The 21,210-nt window shown below is 56.0% G+C and carries 17 protein-coding genes; 10 read left to right on the top strand and 7 right to left on the bottom strand.

What is annotated here, in order from left to right; translation table 11 throughout:
• Positions 1-93 precede the first annotated feature (93 nt).
• The 3 genes from OHL20_RS04480 to OHL20_RS04470 are packed head-to-tail and all read left to right on the top strand — an operon-like array spanning position 94 to position 2,558.
• A complete protein-coding gene (locus OHL20_RS04480) occupies positions 94-1,041 on the top strand; it encodes an alpha/beta fold hydrolase (protein ID WP_263382013.1) in 948 nt (315 codons plus the stop codon).
• Positions 1,042-1,052: 11 nt separating this feature from the next.
• Positions 1,053-2,072, top strand: a complete 1,020-nt coding sequence (locus OHL20_RS04475) for an alpha/beta hydrolase (protein WP_263382012.1) — start codon at positions 1,053-1,055, stop codon at positions 2,070-2,072.
• Between the two features lie 33 nt (positions 2,073-2,105).
• Positions 2,106-2,558: a VOC family protein gene (locus OHL20_RS04470; protein WP_263382011.1), complete on the top strand. Its 453-nt coding sequence runs from the start codon at positions 2,106-2,108 to the stop codon at positions 2,556-2,558.
• Positions 2,559-3,280: 722 nt separating this feature from the next.
• Here OHL20_RS04470 and OHL20_RS04465 read toward each other — a convergent pair.
• A complete protein-coding gene (locus OHL20_RS04465; protein WP_263382010.1) occupies positions 3,281-4,222 on the bottom strand; it encodes a GlxA family transcriptional regulator in 942 nt (313 codons plus the stop codon).
• Between the two features lie 168 nt (positions 4,223-4,390).
• Between OHL20_RS04465 and OHL20_RS04460 the strand changes: the two genes are divergently transcribed.
• The 5 genes from OHL20_RS04460 to OHL20_RS04440 all read left to right on the top strand — a co-directional run bounded on the left by OHL20_RS04460 (position 4,391) and on the right by OHL20_RS04440 (position 7,986).
• The gene (locus OHL20_RS04460) at positions 4,391-5,287 is read left to right on the top strand and encodes an NmrA family NAD(P)-binding protein (protein ID WP_263382009.1); all 897 of its coding nucleotides are present in this window, start codon (positions 4,391-4,393) and stop codon (positions 5,285-5,287) included.
• 29 nt (positions 5,288-5,316) lie between these two features.
• Positions 5,317-5,610: a hypothetical protein gene (locus OHL20_RS04455; RefSeq protein WP_263382008.1), complete on the top strand. Its 294-nt coding sequence runs from the start codon at positions 5,317-5,319 to the stop codon at positions 5,608-5,610.
• A 44-nt stretch (positions 5,611-5,654) separates the two neighbouring features.
• Positions 5,655-6,398 carry a hypothetical protein gene (locus tag OHL20_RS04450; RefSeq protein WP_263382007.1) on the top strand — a complete coding sequence of 248 codons (744 nt, stop codon included), beginning with the start codon at positions 5,655-5,657 and terminating at the stop codon, positions 6,396-6,398.
• A gap of 43 nt (positions 6,399-6,441) precedes the next feature.
• On the top strand, positions 6,442-7,308 hold the full coding sequence (locus OHL20_RS04445) for an alpha/beta hydrolase (protein WP_263382006.1): 867 nt from the start codon (positions 6,442-6,444) through the stop codon (positions 7,306-7,308).
• Positions 7,309-7,374: 66 nt separating this feature from the next.
• The gene (locus OHL20_RS04440; protein WP_263382005.1) at positions 7,375-7,986 is read left to right on the top strand and encodes a hypothetical protein; all 612 of its coding nucleotides are present in this window, start codon (positions 7,375-7,377) and stop codon (positions 7,984-7,986) included.
• A gap of 695 nt (positions 7,987-8,681) precedes the next feature.
• On the opposite strand, the gene OHL20_RS04435 is transcribed toward OHL20_RS04440, so the two are convergent.
• From OHL20_RS04435 to OHL20_RS04420, 4 genes are all read right to left on the bottom strand, one after another.
• The gene (locus OHL20_RS04435) at positions 8,682-9,368 is read right to left on the bottom strand and encodes a reverse transcriptase domain-containing protein (RefSeq protein ID WP_263382004.1); all 687 of its coding nucleotides are present in this window, start codon (positions 9,366-9,368) and stop codon (positions 8,682-8,684) included.
• Positions 9,310-11,004 (bottom strand): recombinase family protein, encoded by a 1,695-nt coding sequence (locus OHL20_RS04430; RefSeq protein WP_263382003.1) that lies wholly within the window; start codon positions 11,002-11,004, stop codon positions 9,310-9,312. The genes OHL20_RS04435 and OHL20_RS04430 overlap by 59 nt, the downstream gene beginning before the upstream one ends.
• 214 nt (positions 11,005-11,218) lie before the next feature.
• Positions 11,219-11,482, bottom strand: a complete 264-nt coding sequence (locus tag OHL20_RS04425) for a hypothetical protein (RefSeq protein WP_263382002.1) — start codon at positions 11,480-11,482, stop codon at positions 11,219-11,221.
• 40 nt (positions 11,483-11,522) lie between these two features.
• Complete coding sequence (locus tag OHL20_RS04420; protein WP_263382001.1) at positions 11,523-12,347, bottom strand: reverse transcriptase domain-containing protein; 825 nt, start codon at positions 12,345-12,347, stop codon at positions 11,523-11,525.
• A 493-nt stretch (positions 12,348-12,840) separates the two neighbouring features.
• Between OHL20_RS04420 and OHL20_RS04415 the strand changes: the two genes are divergently transcribed.
• Entirely contained in the window at positions 12,841-13,107 is a 267-nt protein-coding gene (locus OHL20_RS04415) for a DUF3108 domain-containing protein (protein WP_263382000.1), read from the top strand.
• A 231-nt stretch (positions 13,108-13,338) separates the two neighbouring features.
• On the opposite strand, the gene OHL20_RS04410 is transcribed toward OHL20_RS04415, so the two are convergent.
• On the bottom strand, positions 13,339-18,435 hold the full coding sequence (locus OHL20_RS04410) for an NACHT domain-containing protein (RefSeq protein WP_263381999.1): 5,097 nt from the start codon (positions 18,433-18,435) through the stop codon (positions 13,339-13,341).
• Positions 18,436-18,707: 272 nt separating this feature from the next.
• Here OHL20_RS04410 and OHL20_RS04405 point away from each other — a divergent pair, with 272 nt between their 5' ends.
• A complete protein-coding gene (locus OHL20_RS04405; protein WP_263381998.1) occupies positions 18,708-20,111 on the top strand; it encodes a DUF4062 domain-containing protein in 1,404 nt (467 codons plus the stop codon).
• Between the two features lie 73 nt (positions 20,112-20,184).
• On the opposite strand, the gene OHL20_RS04400 is transcribed toward OHL20_RS04405, so the two are convergent.
• The gene (locus tag OHL20_RS04400) at positions 20,185-21,099 is read right to left on the bottom strand and encodes a hypothetical protein (protein WP_263381997.1); all 915 of its coding nucleotides are present in this window, start codon (positions 21,097-21,099) and stop codon (positions 20,185-20,187) included.
• Positions 21,100-21,210: the final 111 nt, after the last annotated feature.

The raw sequence follows: 21,210 nt of genomic DNA, 5'->3' as shown, positions 1-21,210 counted from the left end.
TCGCATCAGCAGTAGCTGTGTCAAAAGCATTTTGATTCACATTTGCTTTAGTTCAAGCAAATGTCTAGGATGAGTTCATTGCGCGGAGGAGTGATGGAGCTCAAGGAATATCAGATCGCCTCGAATGGCATCTCCCTGCACGTGACAGAGATAGGGGACGGTCCAGCCGTGCTCTTCTGCCACGGGTTTCCAGACACCGCGTATACGTGGCGCGGGCAGATGAACGCTGTTGCATCCTCAGGTTATCGAGCAATTGCGCCTGACATGCGCGGGTACGGACGCAGTTCAGCGCCCACAGATCCAACCGTATATACGCCGCTGCACACGGCAGGCGATATGGTCGGGCTCCTCGATGCTCTGAAGATTCCCAGTGCTGTGATCGTGGGCCACGACTGGGGCGCAACCCATGCGTGGAACGCCGCCATGATGCGTCCCGACCGATTCAAAGCTGTGTTCTGCCTGGCCGTGCCTTACTTTCCGCGTGGTGATGTTAGCGTCTTCGAGCGAATGCGGACAACAGGTCACGAAGACGACTTCTACATGTTCGAACAGATGAAACCGGAAGCCGATCAGATCTGGGCCGATGCTGCAGTGACAATTCCGGGAATGTTGTATTGGGCCTCGGGTTCAGCTCCGACTGATATGCGATGGAACCCTCTGGACCCTCGACGCAGTCTTCACCGTCCCGCTCCCGGGCCATTGCCCTCATGGGTACGGCCTGATTACCTTGCGCACAACGTGACGGAATTCCAACGCACAGGCTTTCACGGTGCGCTGAACTACTATCGTGCCGCCGAGTTCTATTTCGATCTGTCCGCCGCATGGAAAGGCGCGAAGATCACCCAGCCGTCGTTTTACATCTCCGGAAAGGCCGACGGCCTGGGGGCGCTTTATCCCCCTGCCGAAAAGCTGCGAGCCGGGCTTCCTGGACTCGTCGGAAACCTAGAACTCGAAAATGTAGGCCACTGGATACAACACGAGGCCTCCGCCGAAGTCAGCGAAGAGCTCGTGAATTTCCTGCGCACGGTGAACCCTGCATAAAGGAGCTCGCGATGGCAACATCCTCCCCACTCACGGACACCACCTTCAGTTCGCGACGCCACACTACGCACTATTGGCAGGCTGGACCTGCCGATGGGCCTTTGTTGATCTTGCTTCACGGCTGGCCCGAGATTGGCCTGGTCTGGCGCGCGCAGATGGAGGCCTTCGCCTCCGAAGGCTGGCATTGCATTGCGCCGGATATGCGCGGCTATGGTGGTTCGACTGCGCCTGTCACCCCGGACGCCTATGCCCTGAAAGAGATCGTGGAAGACATGGTCGAACTGCATGACCATCTCGGTGGAAACCCGGCCATCTGGGTAGGGCATGACCTCGGAAGTCCGGTTGTCGGTGCGCTGGCCGCACATCACTCCGAGCGAAGCCGCGGCGTTGTCTTTATCTCCGTTCCCTACATACCAGAAGCCTTCGCGCTATCCAATCTCCTGCCGCTCGTAGACCGCCAGCTATATCCCGCCGATCAATATCCGTACGGACAATGGGACTACTATCGCTTCTACCTGACCCACTTCGATCGGACGGTCACGGACTTCGATGCGGACATCCCGGCGAGCCTCGCGGCGATATACCGCAGCGGGAATCCTGAATCCGTGGGCAACGTGTACCGCTCTGCGATGATTACGCGCAATGGAGGTTGGTTCGGATCGGCACATCGTGCTCCAACCGTGCAGCCTGATGACGCACTCTGGCCCTCCGCTGACTTTGAAACTCTGGTCGGAGCCTTTCGTATCACGGGATTCCGACCTGGAAACTCCTGGTACTTGAACGACAGCATTAACATCGCGTACGCGCACGAGGCGCCGAATGGCGGCAGGTTGCGCCAGCCGGTGCTGTTTATCAACGGAGACTTCGACGGCCTCTGCGATATCACCCACAACCGTTTCGGTGAGCCGATGCGAAACGCGTGTCAGGACCTTACCGTTACCAGTCGGCCTTCTGGCCACTGGCTGCCTCTCGAACGCAAGGCGGAAGTGACCGAAGCCATGCGTTCCTGGCTCAAAACGAAGGCGCTGTAATTTCGTGACAAGGGTATTCCCCAAGGAAAGACAATGACCTCACTCAGCACGCCACCTGCCTCCAGCCCCCTCGCTTCTCTGAAGATCAACCATGCAGCCATTCGCGTGCCAGATTTTGACGAAGCGGTTGCCTGGTATGCCGACAAGCTCGACTTTCGGTCGAAGCAAACAGTGTCCGTAGCCGGGCTCAGCTTCGGCTTTCTCTATCCAGCCGGCGACGATGGTTTCCATTTTGAATTGATGGCCGGCCCGGGCGCGGCGGAACGCCCCGCTTATAAAGATCTGCATGACAGCTACAACATGTCTGGATGGCATCACCCCGGTTTCAGTGTCGATAGCGTGGACGCTGTGATCAACGAATTGAAACGCCGCGGCGTGACCGTCGCCAGCGAGCCACACGACGTACCCGCAATGGGTCTCCGAGTCGCGTTCTTTGCCGATCCCTGGGGGAACCTCTTCGAGGTTATCCAGTCCATCGCCCCATAAGGAGGCCGGGGCCGGTGCCAAAGATATTCAAGAGGTGTTAGTCCTCATAAGTCGGCCTATGGGAAGCAATCCCCGAGTGGCGGACTCTACTGAGGTTCGGCAGAGGTCTTCGTTTCGGCGTGCAAGTAATTCTTGGCGACCCAGTGATTTACGAAGAATAACGAATAGATGAGGGTGCTGGTAGAGGTGCTGAACCGGAGCCATTTGGCTCATACGGCCATGAGCCGAGTTTATTCGTGACGACAAGCCGACTTGAAGAGAATAATGCGTCTCGATGAGTGCATTGGCGATTTGTACTAAACCCGCTTCGCGGGTAGGTAAAAGCGTATTACCATTTGGCAGGACAATTGCGAATCGAATACCATCACCGCTGCAGTCAGGACGCTTCCGAAACAGTCAAGACCGATCCGTTCGAGATAGCAACGCATTGAATCCCCTGAAAGCAATTGTCCTGCCAAATCCCCTCAAGGTTTAGTACAAATCACCGTATCCGCAGTGCTCCGCACCGACAGCGTCGGAGCGAGACGCATTCTCGCTGCGGAGCACTGCCGATACGGCACTAGAGATTTGTCGTCAACAAGACAGGCACTGTCCAGACTGCCGAACACAGGAAAGATGAAAATTCGATGACCCTAGCACGTTTCCCTCTATCTGCTCGGGCGTGCAAGCCAAAATGGAGTACAAGGCTTTGATGGTAGTAAAGCGATGCATCGCCGGTATCGCTATTGCATAGAGACGGCTATGTTGCGCTGGATTGCCTGCGGAGAATATCCAAACGCCCGCTGGAATGACCGACGCATGCGCTCTCGATTTCCGAAGCCGTTCTTCCTGGCGATCTCCTCAGCGGAGAAACGTCCGTTTTCCATCATCAAGCGAGCAGACTCGACGCGCAGCTGTTCGATTGCCTGGGCGGGAGACCTGCCTGTTTCCTCTCGGAATACTCGACTGAATTGCCGCGGACTCAAAAACGCCGCCTTCGCCAAGCCGACCACTGACAAGGGCGAGCTAAGATTCTTTTTGGCATACGTCAGAGCAGTTTGTATGCGATCGGATTGTGCGTCGAGATCGAGCAGCGTCGAAAACTGAGACTGCCCGCCTGCACGCCGATGATAGACAACCAATGTTCTCGCAACCGCCCGAGCTATCTCCACACCAAGATCTTTCTCCACCATCGCGAGGGCGAGATCGAGGCCCGCGCTCATGCCAGCGGATGTCCATAGCGGTCCATCGGCGATAAAGATGCGATCTTCTTCCATGGCGATCCTTGGATAGCGGCGCTTCATTTCTCTTGCAGCGTTCCAATGAGTAGTAGCTCGCCGACCATCGAGTAATCCCGCTTCGGCCAGCACCAGCGCCCCAGTACAGATGGAAGCTATCCTTTGACTCCGATGGATAGCCGATTGAAGATACTTCGCCAAGCCTTGCGTAGCGATTGGGGGTTCGATGCCGCCGGCAACGATGATTGTGTCGAACGCGCGGCGTTTGAACGACACCGTCTGAATCTGCGACCCCAGAGACGTAGCGATCGGACCACCATCTTCTGAGAGAAGAGTGAGTTGGTACTCCGGCTTCCCAATTTGCCAATTTGCGGTTTCGAATACGCTCGTGGCGGCGAAGTTGATGGGGGAAAATCCAGGAAACACAATAAAACCGACTTTGTGCATTCGATTTGCTCCAGGCTCAGTTTATGCCTCTGCACACTCGAATGTCCTAAAACGTTGCCTATCCGACCCAGCGGCCGTCGACACTTCAGCTACCGTTCGTTTAGGCATTGTTGGTCTGGGCGATAAGAGACGTCGCTTGCTCCTTGCCTTCTTTGAACGGAGAAACCCATGTCAAACCAAAAGATTCTGATTACCGGAGCAACGGGAGCTACGGGCAGTAGTGCCATCGAAACGCTTCTGGCGCTAAAGATACCCGTTCGAGCATTCGTTCATAAGAGAGACGCTCGATCAGAGCAACTCATTGCCCAGGGCGTCGAGGTTGTACAAGGTGATCTCTCGGATTTCGAAGCGGTCAGCGAGGCGCTGACAGGAATAACCGGGGCCTATTTTGTTTATCCCATTCAGGTACCCGGCCTCCTGGAGGCTACCGCCTTTTTTGCGCAGGCCGCGCTCGAACAAGGGGTTGGTGCCATCGTGAATATGTCGCAGGCCTCAGCGAGAAGATCTGCTAAGAGTCACGCGGCTCAGAATCATTGGATCGCAGAGCGCCTGCTCGACCGCTCAGGAGTTCCGGTCACCCATCTGCGTCCGACCTTATTTTCTGAATGGATCATGTATATGGCAGGTGCCATCCGGGATAAGAAGATCCTCCCCCTCGCATTTGGCGACGCGCGGTACGCCCCTGTTGCGGGGGAAGACCTCGGCAGAGTCATCGCCGCCATCCTCAAGGATCCAGTCCAACACGCGGGAAAGACTTATCCGCTCTATGGTCCACACGAACTGAGCCAGTATGAGATTGCGGACATGCTCACGCAGGTCTTGGGAAACAAAATCACCTACATTCCCATGGAGATCGAAGCGTTCAAGACTCTGCTGAAAGAGTTGGGATTTACGCCGTACTTTCAACAGCACATGGGATACGTATGCCAGGATTGCCTCGACGGGGTCTTCTCCGGAACCAACGACATGGTGAAGAAGCTTACCGGCCGGGAGCCACTCGAGATGATGGACTACATAGTCAAAAACGAAGCTCTGTTTCGCGCACCTGTTGCCGTACACGAATAATCTTCAAGCCTTATCTATTGGAGAAAATTATGAAAGTAATGGCAGTCGGCACATTGAAGCCTCTGTCGCAGGAACAGCGTCAGCAGTATCTACCGAAGGAAGTTCCAGCGACATTGCAACTCTATCTCGACGGAAAGATGGAGCAGTTCTGGCTGAGAGAGAAAGAGGTCGGCGTTATCTTCCTGATGAGCGTGGACTCAGTCGACGAGGCGGACAGGCTCCTTAAAGGGCTGCCCCTTGGACAAGCCAATCTGTTGACCTTTGATCTTATGCCGATCGGGCCTCTGCTGCCTCTCGGTATGTTGATGGCCGCAAAACAGTAACGATACAGAGAGAATTCGTACAGATCAGTCACTAGGATTTGCAAATGACCTCGACACTCTTTCTCGGATTCGTGGCGCTGATGATAACGTTCGTCGTCGCGATGATTGACCGTTACATCAATCGTCGAGTCGCACTTGGCGTGCTGGCTGGCCTCGTCGTATGGTTTCTCTACGCCGGCCTGATGGCACACTTCGGCATTCTCGGTAATTCAAAAATGCGGCCGCCGGGAATCGCTTTCGTCGTCGGTCCTGTTCTTCTGTTCCTCATCTTTTTCATTGTGCGACCGTCTGCCAGCGCGCAGGCCGTACTAGCCTTTCCGCTCTGGCTAATCCTGGGCACACAATGCTTTCGCATCGGCGTGGAGTTGTTCCTGCATCAACTCTGGATCGAGGGCCTCGTACCCAGGATGATGACCTTCGCTGGAGCAAACATCGACGTCTATATAGGACTGTCGGCACCCGTTATCGCATGGTTGTCCACACGTGGGCGATGGGGACTCAAATTCGCAAGTGCTTGGAACATCCTCGGGCTTCTCGCACTACTCAATGTTGTGACTCGCGCCATACTAACAGCTCCCGGACCACTCCATCTGATCCACTCAGAAGTTCCCGATCGAATGATAAGTACATTCCCATTCCTATTGATTCCAGGATTCTTCGTGCCACTGGCCGTCGTTCTGCACTTGCTTGCAATACGTGCCATAGGCAGTCGATTACGCACGAAGAATGGAACAAGTCGGGACGATGCGCTACGAGCCCAAGTGGGATCGCGGTCGGCATCCTTTTGAAGATCGAGAATCAGCTTTACAAATCTCGCTTAAGGAGCGTGCTATGAAGCAAAGTCTAGCTACAACAAATCAAGAAACGGTCGATGGTGAAGGCGGTCTAAAAATATTCTTTCGCTCGTGGCATCCGGACGCCACGGCTCGTGCGATCGTCGTCATCGTCCCTGGTTTCAATGCCCACAGCGGTTACTACGAATGGGTGGCCGAACAGTTCGTCGCCGATGGTCTGGCTGTATACGCTGTGGATCTGCGAGGCCGTGGCAATTCGGACGGCGAACGCTTCTACGTCGAAGCCTTTGGAGACTACGTGCGTGACGTCGAAGCGGTTACAGCAGTCGTAAAGTCGCGCGACCCAGGTCTCCCCATGTTTTTGCTCGGTCACAGCGCTGGCGGCGTTGTCGCATGCCTCTATACTCTCGACCACCAGGCTGAGTTGACCGGGCTAATCTGTGAAAGTTTTGCCCACGAGTTACCTGCTCCTGATTTTGCTCTCGCGGTTTTCAAGGGACTAAGCCATGTCGCGCCGCACGCCCATATCCTTCATCTTCCAAACGAGAGATTTTCTCGTGATCCTAAAGTCGTTGAGACAATGGACAATGATCCACTGATTGCCCATGAGACTCAGCCAACCCAGACGATGGCCGCGATGGTTCGGGCTGACGAGCGACTGAAGAGGGAGTTTTCTCTGATCACCCTGCCAGTTCTGATCCTGCATGGCACTCTTGATAAGAACACCAAGCCAAGCGGCAGCCAGCATTTTTACGATATGGCCGGTTCCACCGACAAAACGCTAAAGCTTTACGAAGGTGGCTTTCACGATCTTCTTAACGACATCGACAAGGAATCGGTCATCGTGGATATCAAGAGCTGGGTCGATGGACACCTTCCTGCCACCACTGGCGGCCAGGATTAAACAGTCAGGGCGTGAATGGGAACCCGAAGAGATTTCATCGTCGCTACGATCGGGGCTGCAGCGTCATTGAGCAGTAGTTCCGGCCAAAGCCTACGTTTCGAAAAGCAAAGTCTTCTCATCGCAAAAACGGAAGGGCAACAGATGCAGGACCGAGCGGAAGACCCAAGAATCACAAGAGCGCGACTTTCCGGCCCTGAACAAGTGACCAGAAATGCGACGGTCGCCGAACTGGGAGCCGATGGGACACTAACGGTCTTGGCCAAAGGAACCAACGAATGGGTTTGTGTGCCTGGCAACGAGAATAAAATCGGCGAACCGTCAATGTGCATGAACCCGATGGGCAAGCGATGGATGATGGATGCCATGCAGGGCAAACCGAAGCCGACGAATGAATCTCCCGGCATGATTTACATGCTTTGCGGAGCAACACAGAGAAGTAACACCAATCCGGCCGATAAAACGAGTCCTGCTATATCAATCGGACCCCATTGGATGATTACGTGGCCCTTTGATGCGAAGGAGTACGGGCTTCCAACTACGGTCCGCGATAAGGGCGCCTGGGTAATGTTTGCGGGCACTCCCTTTGCCTACCTGCATGTTTGCGGAACCCCTTGGGATGGCAAAGAATACAACGAAGGGGACAAAGCTGTATGGACCATGCGCTACACTCGGCCATAGATGACGAAGCGAGTAAACGAGCGCAGAACCCATAAGTCTCCACATATCGCCTCGACTGAATTCATGTTTGGCTAACGGGCCACGCTGGATCGGAAACGGACCAGTCAAATGACGACAACAGGCCAAGGCACTCTTTGAGAGCGGTTTGCGCGCAACCTTCAGGATTACTCCCCGTAAATGCGCTTGTCGTCATCAGCTTCGTGGTGTCTAGGAATGGGAAACAATCAATTCCACAAGTGCTCTGACTGGTTTCAGTTGAAGCTAAGGGAGGGTGCTTGAGCACCCTTCCGCACCCTCGAAATTCGATTACCGCGCATATGCGACAGACCTCTGCCCAAGTCGACCTCACTGCGTATGCACGGCAGAGGTCAGGCTCTCAGCACCGTCATTTGGTGAGGGTGCTGGAGAGGGTGCTGAAATTTCGAACCTGCGTTTTTTCCAGTGTTTTTGAGTGCTCAAGGGTGCTGTAGTTAGCCATCAACGCCCATGAAATCTTTTAGATACAATTAGTTAGCGTAACTGTCACGACAGAGGGGGTGCAATCTCCTAACGCTGCCGTGCCTATTTCGAATGTGTGATAAATCGTCGAGTCACTCGTTGAGGCAGATGGGGCTGGAAACGGTCGCGGTAGGGACGATCATTACTGATCGCCCCCCGCACAGATCCGCACGAGCGCTCATTAGCGCATGCGGCTCCTATCTCGGATGAGTGGCGGCGAAGCGGTCAAGGGGCCAAGGATGCATCACGCGCGGTGTAGGAAGCCATTGTGCGGCCAGCTTGAGGCGACGGACCCAGGCGTACCGGTGTCTTTGACTACGTCGCTTGAGCGCCTGCCCCCAGTAGCGGAGCACGCGTTCCCGGAACAGCCCGAGGCTATCGAGATTTCCCGGTACAGCGTAGTAGTTGAAGTACCCCTGTACAACTGACCTGAGCCACGCGCCAGTCTGAGGCACGGGATCATGCATGCGCATCTTGAGTTGCTGCTTGATCTCCTGCAGCTTCTTTCGCATACGCTTGCGGATCGTCATGCGCCGCACGGCATAAGACCCGTTCCCGTTCTTCCCGCTGATATGCGTGAAGCCAAGGAAGTCGAAGGTCTCCGGTTTGCCTTCTCCTCTTCGTTTCCGGTTCTGTTCGGCATACCGCCCGAACTCGATCCTGCGCGTCTTTTCCGGGTGCAGCTCCAGCCCGAACTTCCCCAGCCGTTCTTCCAAGCTCTTGCGAAAACGGTCTGCGTCCGTACCCCACTGGAAGCCGAGGACGATGTCGTCCGCATAGCGGAGAACGATCACCTCGCCTCGTGCATATTTCTTGCGCCAGACATCAACCCAGAGATCGAACGCATAGTGGAGATAGATGTTGGCAAGGAGAGGTGAGATCACGCCCCTTACACAAAAGGTAATTTGGGGCACCGACGCGACTCGGCGGTGGAAAATCGCCTTGAGGGGAGCCGTGTGACACTGGGATGCTGTGGCGGATGGTGATGGTTTCGTCTCCTACCAGGACTTCCTTCACTACGAGCCGTACGATTCGCTGACGTTCTATGACGCTTAGCGTATCAGCAGCGCCATGCAGGCGGCCAAGGAACGCCGTAAGCGTCTCGGCCAGGCGCAGGAAGACTGCCCGTTCGTTCGCCTGGTCAGCGATTGCCTGCAGCTCCGAACGCAATTTTTGTTCGCGCTGGCGTAACAGCGGCATCCGCTCACGCAACTCCTCGAGGGACACGAGCGCCTCCTGGTAGGCACTGAGAAGTCGTTCGATACTTTTTCCGGCATGCCCTAGTTCTCTCTGCAGACTCTGCTCACGCTTCTTTGCTGGATCGGAGGAACGAGCTGCCGCCAGTCGGCGGTCAAGTTCTTGCTGTATCAGAGTGGGGTCTTCCAATAACCGTATGACCTCGTTCCAGATGATCTGATCGAGCAGATCCTGGCGGACCAAGCGGCGATTATCACAAACGGGACCGCCGAGTTTCCGCCAGCTATCCGACCCAATACATTTGTAATAGTGGATCTTGCGTGCGGTCGTGTAGGTGGATGTGCGCGAGAAAGCGTACCCGCACTTCTGACAGCTGACCAATCCCTGCACGATGCTTGGCTCAATGGTGCGTCGGCGCGAACGTATTTTGTTCTCCTGCAAAAGTTCCTGGGCACGGGCAAAATCTTCCTCGCTCACCAGCGCCGGCACAGGGATTTCGATCCACTCTTCACGCGCGCGTTCGTGACATGCCGTCATGCTGGGTGCCACTGCACCCAGCCGCCGTTGCGCGCGTGTGACGCGCACCCGTGAAGATGCGCGCGTCTTACCAAAACAGGCGACGCCACAATACGCAGAGTTCCGTAACACCGCCCAAATGGTCGAGCGTTCCCATCGAGCACTTGCTTTGCGAGTTGGGATGCCTTCGGTGTTGAGCCGGCGGGTAATCTCGCCGATGCTGAGACCCTCGACCGTATACATGGCATAGATTCGCTGGACCACGCGCGCTTCGTCTTCGAGTACAGTGTAGGCAGCAGGCGATTCGTCGGTCCTCCGAATATAGCGATATCCATACGGCGCGCCACTCATCACACTGACTTCGCCCGACTGGGCCCGATGTCGCTTACCGCGGCGCGATCGCTCGAGGATCTGCGCACGTTCATACTCAGCGATCATCCCTTGGAACTGCACAAGCAGTTGATCTTCCGGGCTGGTCCCCTGCGGTGCCTTTACGAATAGCGTCTCGACTCCGTTACGGGCCAACTCCTCGATCAACAAAATCTGGTAAGCATATTTACGACTCAGCCTATCCGGCGAGTACACCAGTGCTACCTGGATGTGTCCTTCGGCGGCAAGGTCTCTCACATGTTCAAGGCCAGGCCGCTCCAGCGTCGCTCCGCTATAGCCATCATCTTCGAAGACCCACTCTTTCGGGACCTCCAGATCGTGACTCCTGGCGAACTCGAGCAGCGATGCCGTCTGGCTCGATATCGTGTTCGCTTCCCGCTGCTGCTCGGATGATACTCGCGCATAGATGGCTGCCATCCTCATAACTGCACTCCTTTACGTTGTCGCTGACGGGTCGTTCCCTAACGGGCACCAGGAGGCTATAGGCCTGGGCGAGCTTCGAATCGTGCAAACGATCAAACGAATAGTTAAGGAGAACTTGAGGTGGCCCGCGTCTGGCGCGGGCCTTAGCCATGCCTTCTCCGCGTACTTAGAAACGCTGCTAACGCAAGCGTCACGATCGCTCCGATCGTCAGACCACTTCTTCCCGCATAAGCCCGCAGAAGAGTGCCGTCCCTACCGGAAGCTTGAGCGTAATCGAGACCGTAACTTCGCCAACTTCGACGGGCCGGTGCAGCTGCGCTGCTTCCTTCAGATACCGGTAAGCTTGTCGCTCTGAGAGGTCGAACCCGCGGGACAGCCGTTGCATCGCATCGGGCAGCGGGATATTGCGCTGCAACAGGGCGTACGCGGCATTCAGCTGCCGAGCCTTGTTCGCTTTGGTCGATCGCGCCATACGTCTTAAACGTATTACCTTTTAAGACGGAGATCTAGTACTAGGTAGCTAGTTCGCCACCCCTCCACCACATGGTCAAACTCGAAATTACCTTTTGTGTAAGGGGCGTGATCACCGATCCCTGCGGAGTACCTGTCTCCGTGTCCGACCATTTCCCGTCCTCCATCACCCCGGCCTTGAGCCATTTCTGGATCAGACGCAGGATGCGGCGGTCGGCGACGCGATGCTCGACGAACTTGATCATCCACGCTTTGTCGAGGTTATCGAAGAAGCCTTGGATGTCGGCATCAAGAACGTAGTTCACCTTCCTTTTCACGAGCGCGTATGACAACGCATCCAGCGCCTTATGCTGGCTGCGCCCAGGACGAAAACCATACGAGAAGCCGAGGAAGTCCTCCTCATAGATGTTGTTGAGGATGGTGACCACTGCGTGCTGGACGATCTTGTCTTCCAGTGCGGCGATCCCGAGCGGACGCTTCCGTCCGTCGCCTTTCTCGATGTAGACCCTTCTCGATGGAAGCGCCCGATACGAACCGCGATGCACCCGGCTGTGCAGATCGGCAAGCCGACCTTCCAGCCCGGATTCATACTCCTGCCACGTCACCCCATCTACGCCGGGTGCAGCCCTGCGTTTCAGAGAACCGAAGCTGCTCCTTAGCAGATCGACCGTGACATGGTGAAGCAGAGAGGTGAACTTCATCTCCTTGTGTTCCCTTGCTGCTTTCCGCACACCCGCCAGCCCCTGTGACACGCAAACCCCGCTCTGTGTCGGGCGCGTGCTGGACTGATGGATGTTCTCCTTGATCAGCGGCCTTCCCTCCTCACTCTCCGCCATCGACTGCTCGATTTTGTTCGAATGACTCATAGGTACTATGCCGCTGTCCGACTCCTCGGCGACGTTCATGCGGGTATTGCGGCCTAAGCCTTCACCCGCCGGCCTGCTGCTGGTTGGCAGCAGGCGTCTCCGAGGTCTCCCGGTTCTCGTGCATGAAGCTTCCAGGCGTGTCTGGGGTCTACGACTACGCAGGACCGGACAGGAACTCGCAATATCGCTCCCGCCCGTGTTGCCTTCCGCCAATGCAAAAGCGTCAGCGTCCTGATTGCCAGTTTTCGGAGCTCAATACCCAGCCCACCTGTACCCCTGTTTACGCTTCGCCACATACCTCGCGGTGTGCAACGCAAAACTCGGGGCCGAGCGGTTCGCTACTCCTTTCTCGTAGGACTCTTTCATTCCCTGCTTCATGCCGGTTTATCCCGGCGCACTGCATTGGCCTGTTGTCACCAGTTGAGAACGACTAGGCGAATTACTGCCGAGAAGCCGACTTCGCGATACCACATACGATCGCCGCAAGTTCGACATGCGGGATCGCTTTCTTCTACGCGCACACGATCTACGCCCCATTCAACTGGACACGGATCGCGATGGTTCTCCACATGTTCATCTGAAGTATAGCGATCGGCACATCTCCGGTTGGAAGACGGTCGGAGCGACGAAGAAGCCGATCGAGGTTGAACTGAGTGGACCTGTCTGGGACGGTAATCTTTGGGGTCTGACGCTTGCGTCGTTGCCGCTCACAGCAGGTACGGATCTAACTCTGCCCACCTACCAGTACGATTCGGCCTAGGTGCGTTCTACATCAATGTCATCGACCAGCATCGAGAGAGTACCCCAGCAGGCGAGGTTCAGGCCTGGAGCATCAAGGCTGGACTGAGCCGCACTGAGCACGTCGAGTACATCGTTTCAGTACGTCCGGGGCTTGAGATTTCTTACAGTGCAGGCCCATCTTCGCAGCATATCGGCGGGGATTGTAGCGGAGTTCAGTAGGCACAAGCGGCGTTCCTCCAAATCCCGATGCTCAGATCTGACCATAGTAGATCATCTGCTCCAGTTCGTAGGCCTGTGGAACTCCGAGACTCACGAGCTTGCTCAGGATATGTTCGACCTCGGGTATGACCGTATCGTTGAACGCCTCGGGTGCTTGCTGGAAGATCGAGATCAAGAGCGTGCAAATTCTTACACCAAACTGCCACTCAATCCAAAAACGATCGCTGTCAGGGAAACGGTCTAACCAGATACCGGAACAGGTCGCGATGAACGATGCGTGCTCGGGTCGAGGAGCGACCTCCATGAAGTTGAGGTACATGAGTCCGAGGTAGGGCGAGGTGCAGTCTCGCAAGAAGGTCTCAAGAATCGGTAGAAAGACGTCTGCCTTCTCGATGAAGGAGGTCGGCAGATAGCACTTCGACTGTCTGAAGCCGCGATCGTTGAACGCGATTGTCGCCAGTGCGGGCGCAAGGTACATGGTGACGCTGAGCTCGTCGCGATCCTTGTTCCAACCGTAAAGCTTTGTGGTCTGCACGCGTTGAATCAGATTGGCGCGGATATGTGCGGCTTGAGCTGCTGTCAAAGCGTTTCGCTCGAAGTAGGCACGGTCTACGCTCACCAGGAGTTCGGAGACGCAGGAGCAAAGTGTGTTGTCCGGCAGACGAGAGAGAAGACTTTCAAGCGTGGTGTCCAACTGCATGGGACTCTGTTCGCTGAGGCAACGTGATTCAAGGTCGAAGTACACTTCGTTCCACTCTTGGGGCGACTTGTCGCTGTTATCTTTGTCGTCAGTGCCTGCGCCATTCTCATCGCGGGTCCAGTTGCGATAGGTCGCCACAATCTCAGTCGGCCAACCAAACTTTGATGGATCAAACTGCGGCTTTGCCTGCTTCAACCAAAGAGCTGCGGACTGCCAATTCACATGGACTGCCGGACGCGGTGCCTCTTCCTCCTGATCGTCGGATTCATCATTACGCCCAAGCGGAAAGACCGGCCACGCGGGCTCGGACGACGATCCTTCCAGCCAATTAGCGATTTCGTTCACTCCCGCATCCAGAACTGCTTGATGCTCTCTCGCGCGCACTTGTTTCTGTTCGTCCGTCAAACGCCATCCGTAGTCGAGCATTACAGCAGACAGGAAGGCGCAGCGGAGGATGGCGGGCACAAAGTGCTCATGGATCGTTGTGAGCGCATGGATGGTGACTCCAAAGCCGTGCGCGGCAGCGTATCCGCTGCGAACGACGAAGTGAAGAAGAAGCCTGAAATCGCCATCGCGCTTGTCTTTATATAGGAGTAGGGTCTGGCCGACGAATGCGATGGCCCGAGGGTTCATCGACAAACCACTCCGCATCATGAAGCTCGGCTCGTCGTTGCCCGCAAACGCTTTTATAAAGACGGTGCGCATCCAGTCCCCGCGTTCCCTGATGAGATCGTTCGTGCCGTCCCGCGCGATGAGCCACGCTGTGACCACGACGGACTCCGTGGTGGAGGAGCGTTCCCCGCTCGTGTCGAATTCGTCGATCCGGTCCAGTACAGAAACGTGCCGATCGGCCCAGGCTATAGCCTGCTCGATGAACTCGGGTGTGCAGGGAGTAGTGCTCGCCAGCTTGGCTTGAATCTCTATGCAGAGGGAGCTTTCGGCAAGCCTAGGTCTCGCCTTGCTGCGAATGGGCTCCATCTGGGCAGCCTCAGCGGGAGGCTCCTGGTAGACGATGACGGGACGGTCTTCGCCGTTGGGCTGGGGCAACGACGCATTGGCCCAGTTTTCGGAGCTAAGGGTGTTCAGCGCATGCCGGACCATCTGGCGAGGATCCCCAAGATCCGACTTTACTTCTGGTGGCCCAAGGCGCTCGGCGGCTCGCTGCAGTAACGACCGCAATCTTAGATTGGCTTCCTTCGGGCCGAAGGTATATTGCGAGAGCACTTTGTATAGATTTGTCCGACGCGAAGTTCTCTGCTTGAGGCTCTCAAGAGTGGCACGGCCGATCGGTTCTTTCTGGATCTCCTTAAGGCCCAGAAAATCCGGAACCACGGTATTGTCATGGCGGTCCCGCGTCATCTCCAGGCACAATAGTTCCGGACTCGCGAACAGTGGTATCGCGGCCTCGGCAGACTCTGGCCAGTGCGAAAGCACTACGTCGATCGCCACCAGCAACACAGCGCATGACATGGAGGGTGTCGCAAGAATATCCGCCAGGACGTCTTCCACCGTCTCCCCTTCATCGATGCGTTTGTGCGCCCAGGCCTCGAGCGCCATCAATGCTGAGACAATCGTTGCAGATGCGTTTCCGTAGTCTCGTGACCAGTAGTAGAAATCCTGCCAGGGGAAGGTATTGTTTTGCTCGCTAAAGAGGATCGGAATCGCGTGCGCATCTTGTGTGTTGGCCCGGTAGAAGCGGACTTCGTATTCGACGAGATGACGGACGAGTCTCAGGCCTTGTTCAGGAGACGCAACCAACAGCTCCAAGAAGGGGCCCTGGGCTGGTGACGCTGGCTGAAACCCGATATCCGCGTTCTCGAATGGTCTCTCTGGAAATAGACCGCTTCGGTCTCTCCGGCGTGGAGTCGGTGGGATGAGGGTCTCGATCGTAAAGTCGACAAGTTCTTTGGGAGCAACCTCCGCCAGCTTACCGCGGAATTCCAAGATGGAACGCCTGGTGTCACGAGAGCGAACTCGACCATGAAACGACGTGAGATAGTCGGCTGCGAGCTGCGGGGTCCTGTCACAAAAGAAAACGAGGGATGTGCGCAGCTCACCCTCGAGAACTTTGAGCTGATGCTCCTGCAGTTTGCCGTCGAAGATGCGATTGACGAAGCCATATGGATTCGCTTCGTTTTCTTGATCGATCGCCAGTAGCCACTCGTAGATCTTGGGCAGGATCAGTGGTGCAAGACCGTCGCCACCCCATGTTCCCATCAAGTACGAGCTATAGAGTTTAGCGACTTCCGGGATGGCGATGGCCGGTATGTACTGATGGATCACCAGCAGGCCCATGATGAGATACATCGGAGATGAGTTGCGAGGTACCCGGAGCTGCGAGGCGCCTGCGGGTACCTCGAGACCGCGCGCCTTGGCGCGCCTGCCGAACGACTCGAACTCCACGGCCAGGACGTAACGGATTAGGTCACGGAGCAGGAAGGCATCTTCAGCGAGAAGAACAGCGGCTGAAGTCCGTATCAGGCGGATCGAGATCTCCGATCGCACGAGGGAAAGAAGCACAGCTCGGCGCCAAGTTTGGTGAGTTGGACGTTGACTCACCGGGCCGAGGATCGCTAGCCAGGCTGCCGCATCCGAGGCGTTCTCGATCGCCAGCCGAGCGGCGAGTTCCACACCACGGTCGAGATCCAACGGAGCTCTCTTTTCAAGGGGCAGCTTCGGGATCAGCTCCGGTGACTCCGATAGCAGGCTGCCTACCGCCCATTCCCGCAAGACATCGTGTCGAAACGTTACGCTGTCAAGCCGCAACTCGCGGAGAGTCCCACTCTTGATGAGACTATCGAGTGCGGCAGCGAGCTCGCTTCGTGAGTGATAAGGTTCGATCGACACGAGATAGTGCTCGGCCATGCGGTAAAGCACGCGGCGCCGGTCCCGCAGCAAGCTGTCCGCTCGCCCATCCCCATCGCTCCACCACTGTCTTGCCATCTCGGCTTCGGTTGCGGGCCACGGTTGAGCTTCGTCGCGATTCACAAGCCGTGACAACCTGAACAGATTGCGCACGATTGGTTTCGCAGGGTGGGAATCGGAGAGCAGTTGCGAAAGTCGATTCGCTCCTGCACGCAGTTCATCCACTTCGGCTTCGTCGAGGTCGGGGATAAACACGGTTGGTGCTTGTCCAAGGGCGGCGAGGCTTTCTTTTGATAGCCAATTTGGCTCGACAAGCCCAAATTCCGTGCGGGCTGTGGCGATGACGCTGATCCCGGCAATGGATGTGGCGATGCGCACGAAATCGTTGACGGTGGACTTTGCCTCCGGGCTGAAGAAGTCCAGATTGTCGATGAAAAGCACCGCAGAACCACTCAGCGACAGATCTGTCAGTAGTTCCCGGCAGGTTCCGTCGTAGCCGATCGAGTCCCGAAACTTCCCCCAGCCGCCAGGAGTGGTCCGAATAGGACTGAAGATAAGAACGGGGGCCTCGGCCCCGAGTTCCTCCGCTAAGTGCCGCAGTATCCCAGATTTACCCACACCGGAGTCGCCGCGGATCTCAACATAGCGCTTTGACTCGAGAGCATTGCGTACTGCTTCTACCCGTTTCTCACGCTGCAACCTGACACCTGAGACGCGATCCTCGATGTCGCTGAGGGCCAATTCAGAGTCTTCGGCCAATTTGTCCAATGCCTGGAAATTCACGCGTCGAGCGGCGAGAGAGTAGTTCTTCTGCAACTCCTCGACCAGTGCCTCTCGAGAGATCTCGCCGCCACTGGCCGCGGTCTCGAGCGAGAGTTTGGTCAGAGTCGTCCAGAGATTGCCTGCTTGATCCGCATGGGAAGGATGGAGCGCTCGGACCGCGCGTTCCTGCATCAGCTCGACCGAGGCAGATCCAATGGCTGTGAAGTCGAAGACCAGAATCTGGAGTCTCCGGAGCAGCTGCCAGATGAACTCGTCATCGCTATCCCCGCCGCACTCCCGGAGGTTGTTGCGGAAGGTTTCGACGAACGTGCTCATGGGGTCGTTGCCCGCGCCAGGACGAGCCAGACGTGCATGGAACGCAGCTGATGATTCGAAGTTGCGGGCCCAAGTCAGAACGTCCTGATAGGATTTTTCAATCCTTTCTGTCGTGCGCGCTATTGCGATTGCAAGCTGATGATTACTGCTCCAGAACCCTGGCTCATCTGTGGCCTCCTTGATCTGCCCCGTGACTTTGCGAAACACCGGATCTTTGGGAGCAAAAGTAATGCTCCGTTTAACCTGTACTTCGAGTGTCGCCGCGCGGCCCGCTTTATCGTGAGCTTTGACGATGACATCGTCGAGCGGATTGCTCTCGTCCGCACGTTGAAACTGGATCTGATGAATCCTGCAGCCCGGTACACCCCGAGCATCAACGTCTAGCAGCAGCGACAGGAGGTAACTTCCTCCTACCTGTCCCTCGAAAAGTGAACCCGCAGGTCCGCTGGATGCTGGGCTGGTCATATATTGATTATCTCAATCACGACCGTAAAGGTTGAGTCCAGAGCGACTCTGTGCCCCGGGAAAGTGACCGAAAGGATTTATCGCCGGGATCGATTTATCCTCAGAGGTATTGGCTCACCGCGCCGAATATAGCTTCATAGCTTCCGCGTCGGTTGATTGGAATACGTCCACCCGGGCAAGCTCAAACTGCCGTTGGACGGCTGGAAATGACCAAGACAACACAGTTACAACTTACAATGAGATGACGGAGATCAAGTCAGCCTGCACTTGCAATGTACGAAGACCTCGATAAGATTGCGACGCTGAAGTTCGGCAAAGAGATGGAGTCTATCTCGGTCCAGACTCGTGACCGCGTTCGAGAGATGCAAAACGAATATGCAGCCCGCTCCGGTGCCTCAGGGGGCCGGAGTGGCCAGCAAGAAGCTGCGATCGGTCGGGCACAAATGGAGGGTGCGGAGCGGTTAGTTCAACGCTTTTTTGAGATTTGGGTCGATCTAGTGAAGCGCTCCAAAGGGCACCTCGATCAGAAAGACATCGGATTCATTCTGCCCAAGGTTGAAGGGCTTGCGCAATCTCAGGTCCGGAATCTGCGTACAGCATTCCACCAGCAACGAGCAGGAGCCGTCGTCAATGTTCTGGCGCAAGAGGCCGACCTACGGATGACGGCGGCTGCAGCCAACGCGCGACGCGAGTTAAATATCATGGTTCGCGAGCATGAAGCATTTTCAAACGAAGCTAAGACCAGAGACGGTTCCACGCGAATCGATATGGAGGGCAAGCTTACGAGACGTTCCGCTGAATTATTAAACATTCTCATCGCGTCGCCATCAGATGTTGTGGAAGAGAGGGACGTGGTTGAAAGAGTCATCCTAGACTGGAACGCCTCTCATTTGGCGAGCACGGGAGTGATGTTGCACCCAGTTCGGTGGGAGAGCCATGCCTATCCTGCATCAGGTGATCATCCACAATCCCTTATCAATCGGCAGATCGTAGATTCCGGCGACATCCTTATAGGAATTTTCGGCTACAAACTAGGTACACCCACCGACAAGGCCCAGTCGGGAACGATCGAAGAGATCGAAGAGTTTCGAGCGGCCGGCAAGTATGTTGCGCTCTACTTTTCGACTGCCGATGTGCCGCGTAGCGCAGACCGAGACCAGCTCGCAGCACTCGCCCGTTACAAAGTGGATCGACAAAAAGACACTCTGTATTTCGACTTCGAGGACGCCACCGCACTTCGGAATCACCTGACGAGGCATCTGCCCAAGATCGTTGCCGATGTCCGGGGCCAGATCGGTTCACGCTCCACCGTAACTCAACCGACCGTAGAGCCGCAGTCACCGAGTTCGCTCATGCTGGCGGATCTGATTTCGGAGCTTGAGGACAACTTCGACTGCGCGTCTCGACCCAGGACTGGAGATACCTATCGCCGCCCATCAAGCAGAGAATGGTTGGAAAATCGCAACAAACTTTCATTGCCCTCGGATCTTCTGTCCGACCTGAAGACCACATACAACCGGATCAGCAGCTGGGCTGATATGGTGGCCTCAGGGCTGAGCCCAAACATCGGCAGCGCGGCTCTTGAGATGATTGTGTCTGATCTTCGAATGTCACTCCCATCGCTGATTGAGCGCTTGCGGAGAAACCTCAACCATAGCGGCAAGGGATCAAAATAGAGCGAGGGCTTCCCAGCCGTCGCAATTACTGCGGTGAACCGTGGTAGCGGACACGCTGCCACCCTCAGCCCTTTCACACCTGGGTGGCCGGGGGTCCATGGCCGATCAAGCCCGCGTCCTCCTGCGAATAAATGACGGGATGCGGATTAAATACCTCGGCAATCATCCTCGCCGTCGTCAGATCCTGCGCCGGCCGCTCAAAGAGCAGCGAATTACCAAGACGCGACATGCCAGTGTTACCGCCAACTATCTGCACAATGCTCTGAGTGTGGATCAGTCCAAGTATGTTCTCGAACTTCGAGGCGAACGTGACTATCCCCAATCCGACAGATTCCATCTCGTCTCTTTTTGCCTCTAGCCAAACGTGATGGTCCAGCACCGTCGCGAAAGTCCCGTGGTCGCCCAAGTGATGTGCATCCTCTACGGCGATCGCGAAGATGCCGAACTTGCCGGCCGCTCGCAGATTCCGGGCGAATTTGGAGATGTTGTCTTCAATCTGCCCGGTCGAGTTCGGATGCTTGCACTCGATCAAGATGCCCTCGACGCTCATCTCTCCTATTGGATCACTCCGGTCTTCGAGAAACTCAGGCTTCAGACCTCGCCGGATGAGACACGAGGCGATAAACAACTCGTACTCAAAGTCTTTGAAGTAGATGCGACTGTTCTTTCGGGTAGGTGTACCAAAATCCGTTGTGCCGGTAGCCATCTGGGAGAGCTGACGGGTGATGTCCAACCCCGAATTGAGACAAAGCTCGATGCTGTCCGCGATTGAATAAATCACATGAAGCGCCTGAACGGCTTCCTGGACTGCGGCGTCCGACGCAGACTTTGTCGACTTCAGATTTGCAGCGAGGGCGTTTGACTCCTCGAGTGCTAGGGCCAAGCCTTGTCCCGGCTTCAGGGCGATCCGTTTCTTGGCATACTCGTTCCGGATCATCGCCTCGCGGCGGCCCAACTCTTCCCAGATATTGTTCCCGACAGTTTTCATCTTTACTTCTCCCTTATAGCCTTCACGAATTCGAACTACATATCAGAGAGCAATAGTCGTGAACATTGATTTATCGGCAAATGCTCCAATAAGTGCAGGTGCATCTTCGCA

It is taken from the genome of Granulicella arctica (assembly GCF_025685605.1).
Lineage (GTDB): Bacteria > Acidobacteriota > Terriglobia > Terriglobales > Acidobacteriaceae > Edaphobacter > Edaphobacter arcticus.
The sequence above is the reverse complement of the archived record's forward strand: the minus strand, read 5'-3'. Positions and strand labels throughout refer to the sequence as shown.

Excerpts from the sequence above, each read along its gene's own strand:
- OHL20_RS04430 (WP_263382003.1), bottom strand. The coding sequence starts at position 11,004 with ATGGCAGCCATCTATGCGCGAGTATCATCCGAGCAGCAGCGGGAAGCG.
- OHL20_RS04420 (WP_263382001.1), bottom strand. The coding sequence starts at position 12,347 with ATGAGTCATTCGAACAAAATCGAGCAGTCGATGGCGGAGAGTGAGGAG.
- OHL20_RS04460 (WP_263382009.1), top strand. The coding sequence starts at position 4,391 with ATGTCAAACCAAAAGATTCTGATTACCGGAGCAACGGGAGCTACGGGC.
- OHL20_RS04415 (WP_263382000.1), top strand. The coding sequence starts at position 12,841 with ATGCGGGATCGCTTTCTTCTACGCGCACACGATCTACGCCCCATTCAA.
- OHL20_RS04450 (WP_263382007.1), top strand. The coding sequence starts at position 5,655 with ATGACCTCGACACTCTTTCTCGGATTCGTGGCGCTGATGATAACGTTC.
- OHL20_RS04410 (WP_263381999.1), bottom strand. The coding sequence starts at position 18,435 with ATGACCAGCCCAGCATCCAGCGGACCTGCGGGTTCACTTTTCGAGGGA.
- OHL20_RS04465 (WP_263382010.1), bottom strand. The coding sequence starts at position 4,222 with ATGCACAAAGTCGGTTTTATTGTGTTTCCTGGATTTTCCCCCATCAAC.
- OHL20_RS04470 (WP_263382011.1), top strand. The coding sequence starts at position 2,106 with ATGACCTCACTCAGCACGCCACCTGCCTCCAGCCCCCTCGCTTCTCTG.
- OHL20_RS04405 (WP_263381998.1), top strand. The coding sequence starts at position 18,708 with ATGTACGAAGACCTCGATAAGATTGCGACGCTGAAGTTCGGCAAAGAG.
- OHL20_RS04475 (WP_263382012.1), top strand. The coding sequence starts at position 1,053 with ATGGCAACATCCTCCCCACTCACGGACACCACCTTCAGTTCGCGACGC.
- OHL20_RS04455 (WP_263382008.1), top strand. The coding sequence starts at position 5,317 with ATGAAAGTAATGGCAGTCGGCACATTGAAGCCTCTGTCGCAGGAACAG.
- OHL20_RS04425 (WP_263382002.1), bottom strand. The coding sequence starts at position 11,482 with ATGGCGCGATCGACCAAAGCGAACAAGGCTCGGCAGCTGAATGCCGCG.
- OHL20_RS04480 (WP_263382013.1), top strand. The coding sequence starts at position 94 with ATGGAGCTCAAGGAATATCAGATCGCCTCGAATGGCATCTCCCTGCAC.
- OHL20_RS04445 (WP_263382006.1), top strand. The coding sequence starts at position 6,442 with ATGAAGCAAAGTCTAGCTACAACAAATCAAGAAACGGTCGATGGTGAA.
- OHL20_RS04400 (WP_263381997.1), bottom strand. The coding sequence starts at position 21,099 with ATGAAAACTGTCGGGAACAATATCTGGGAAGAGTTGGGCCGCCGCGAG.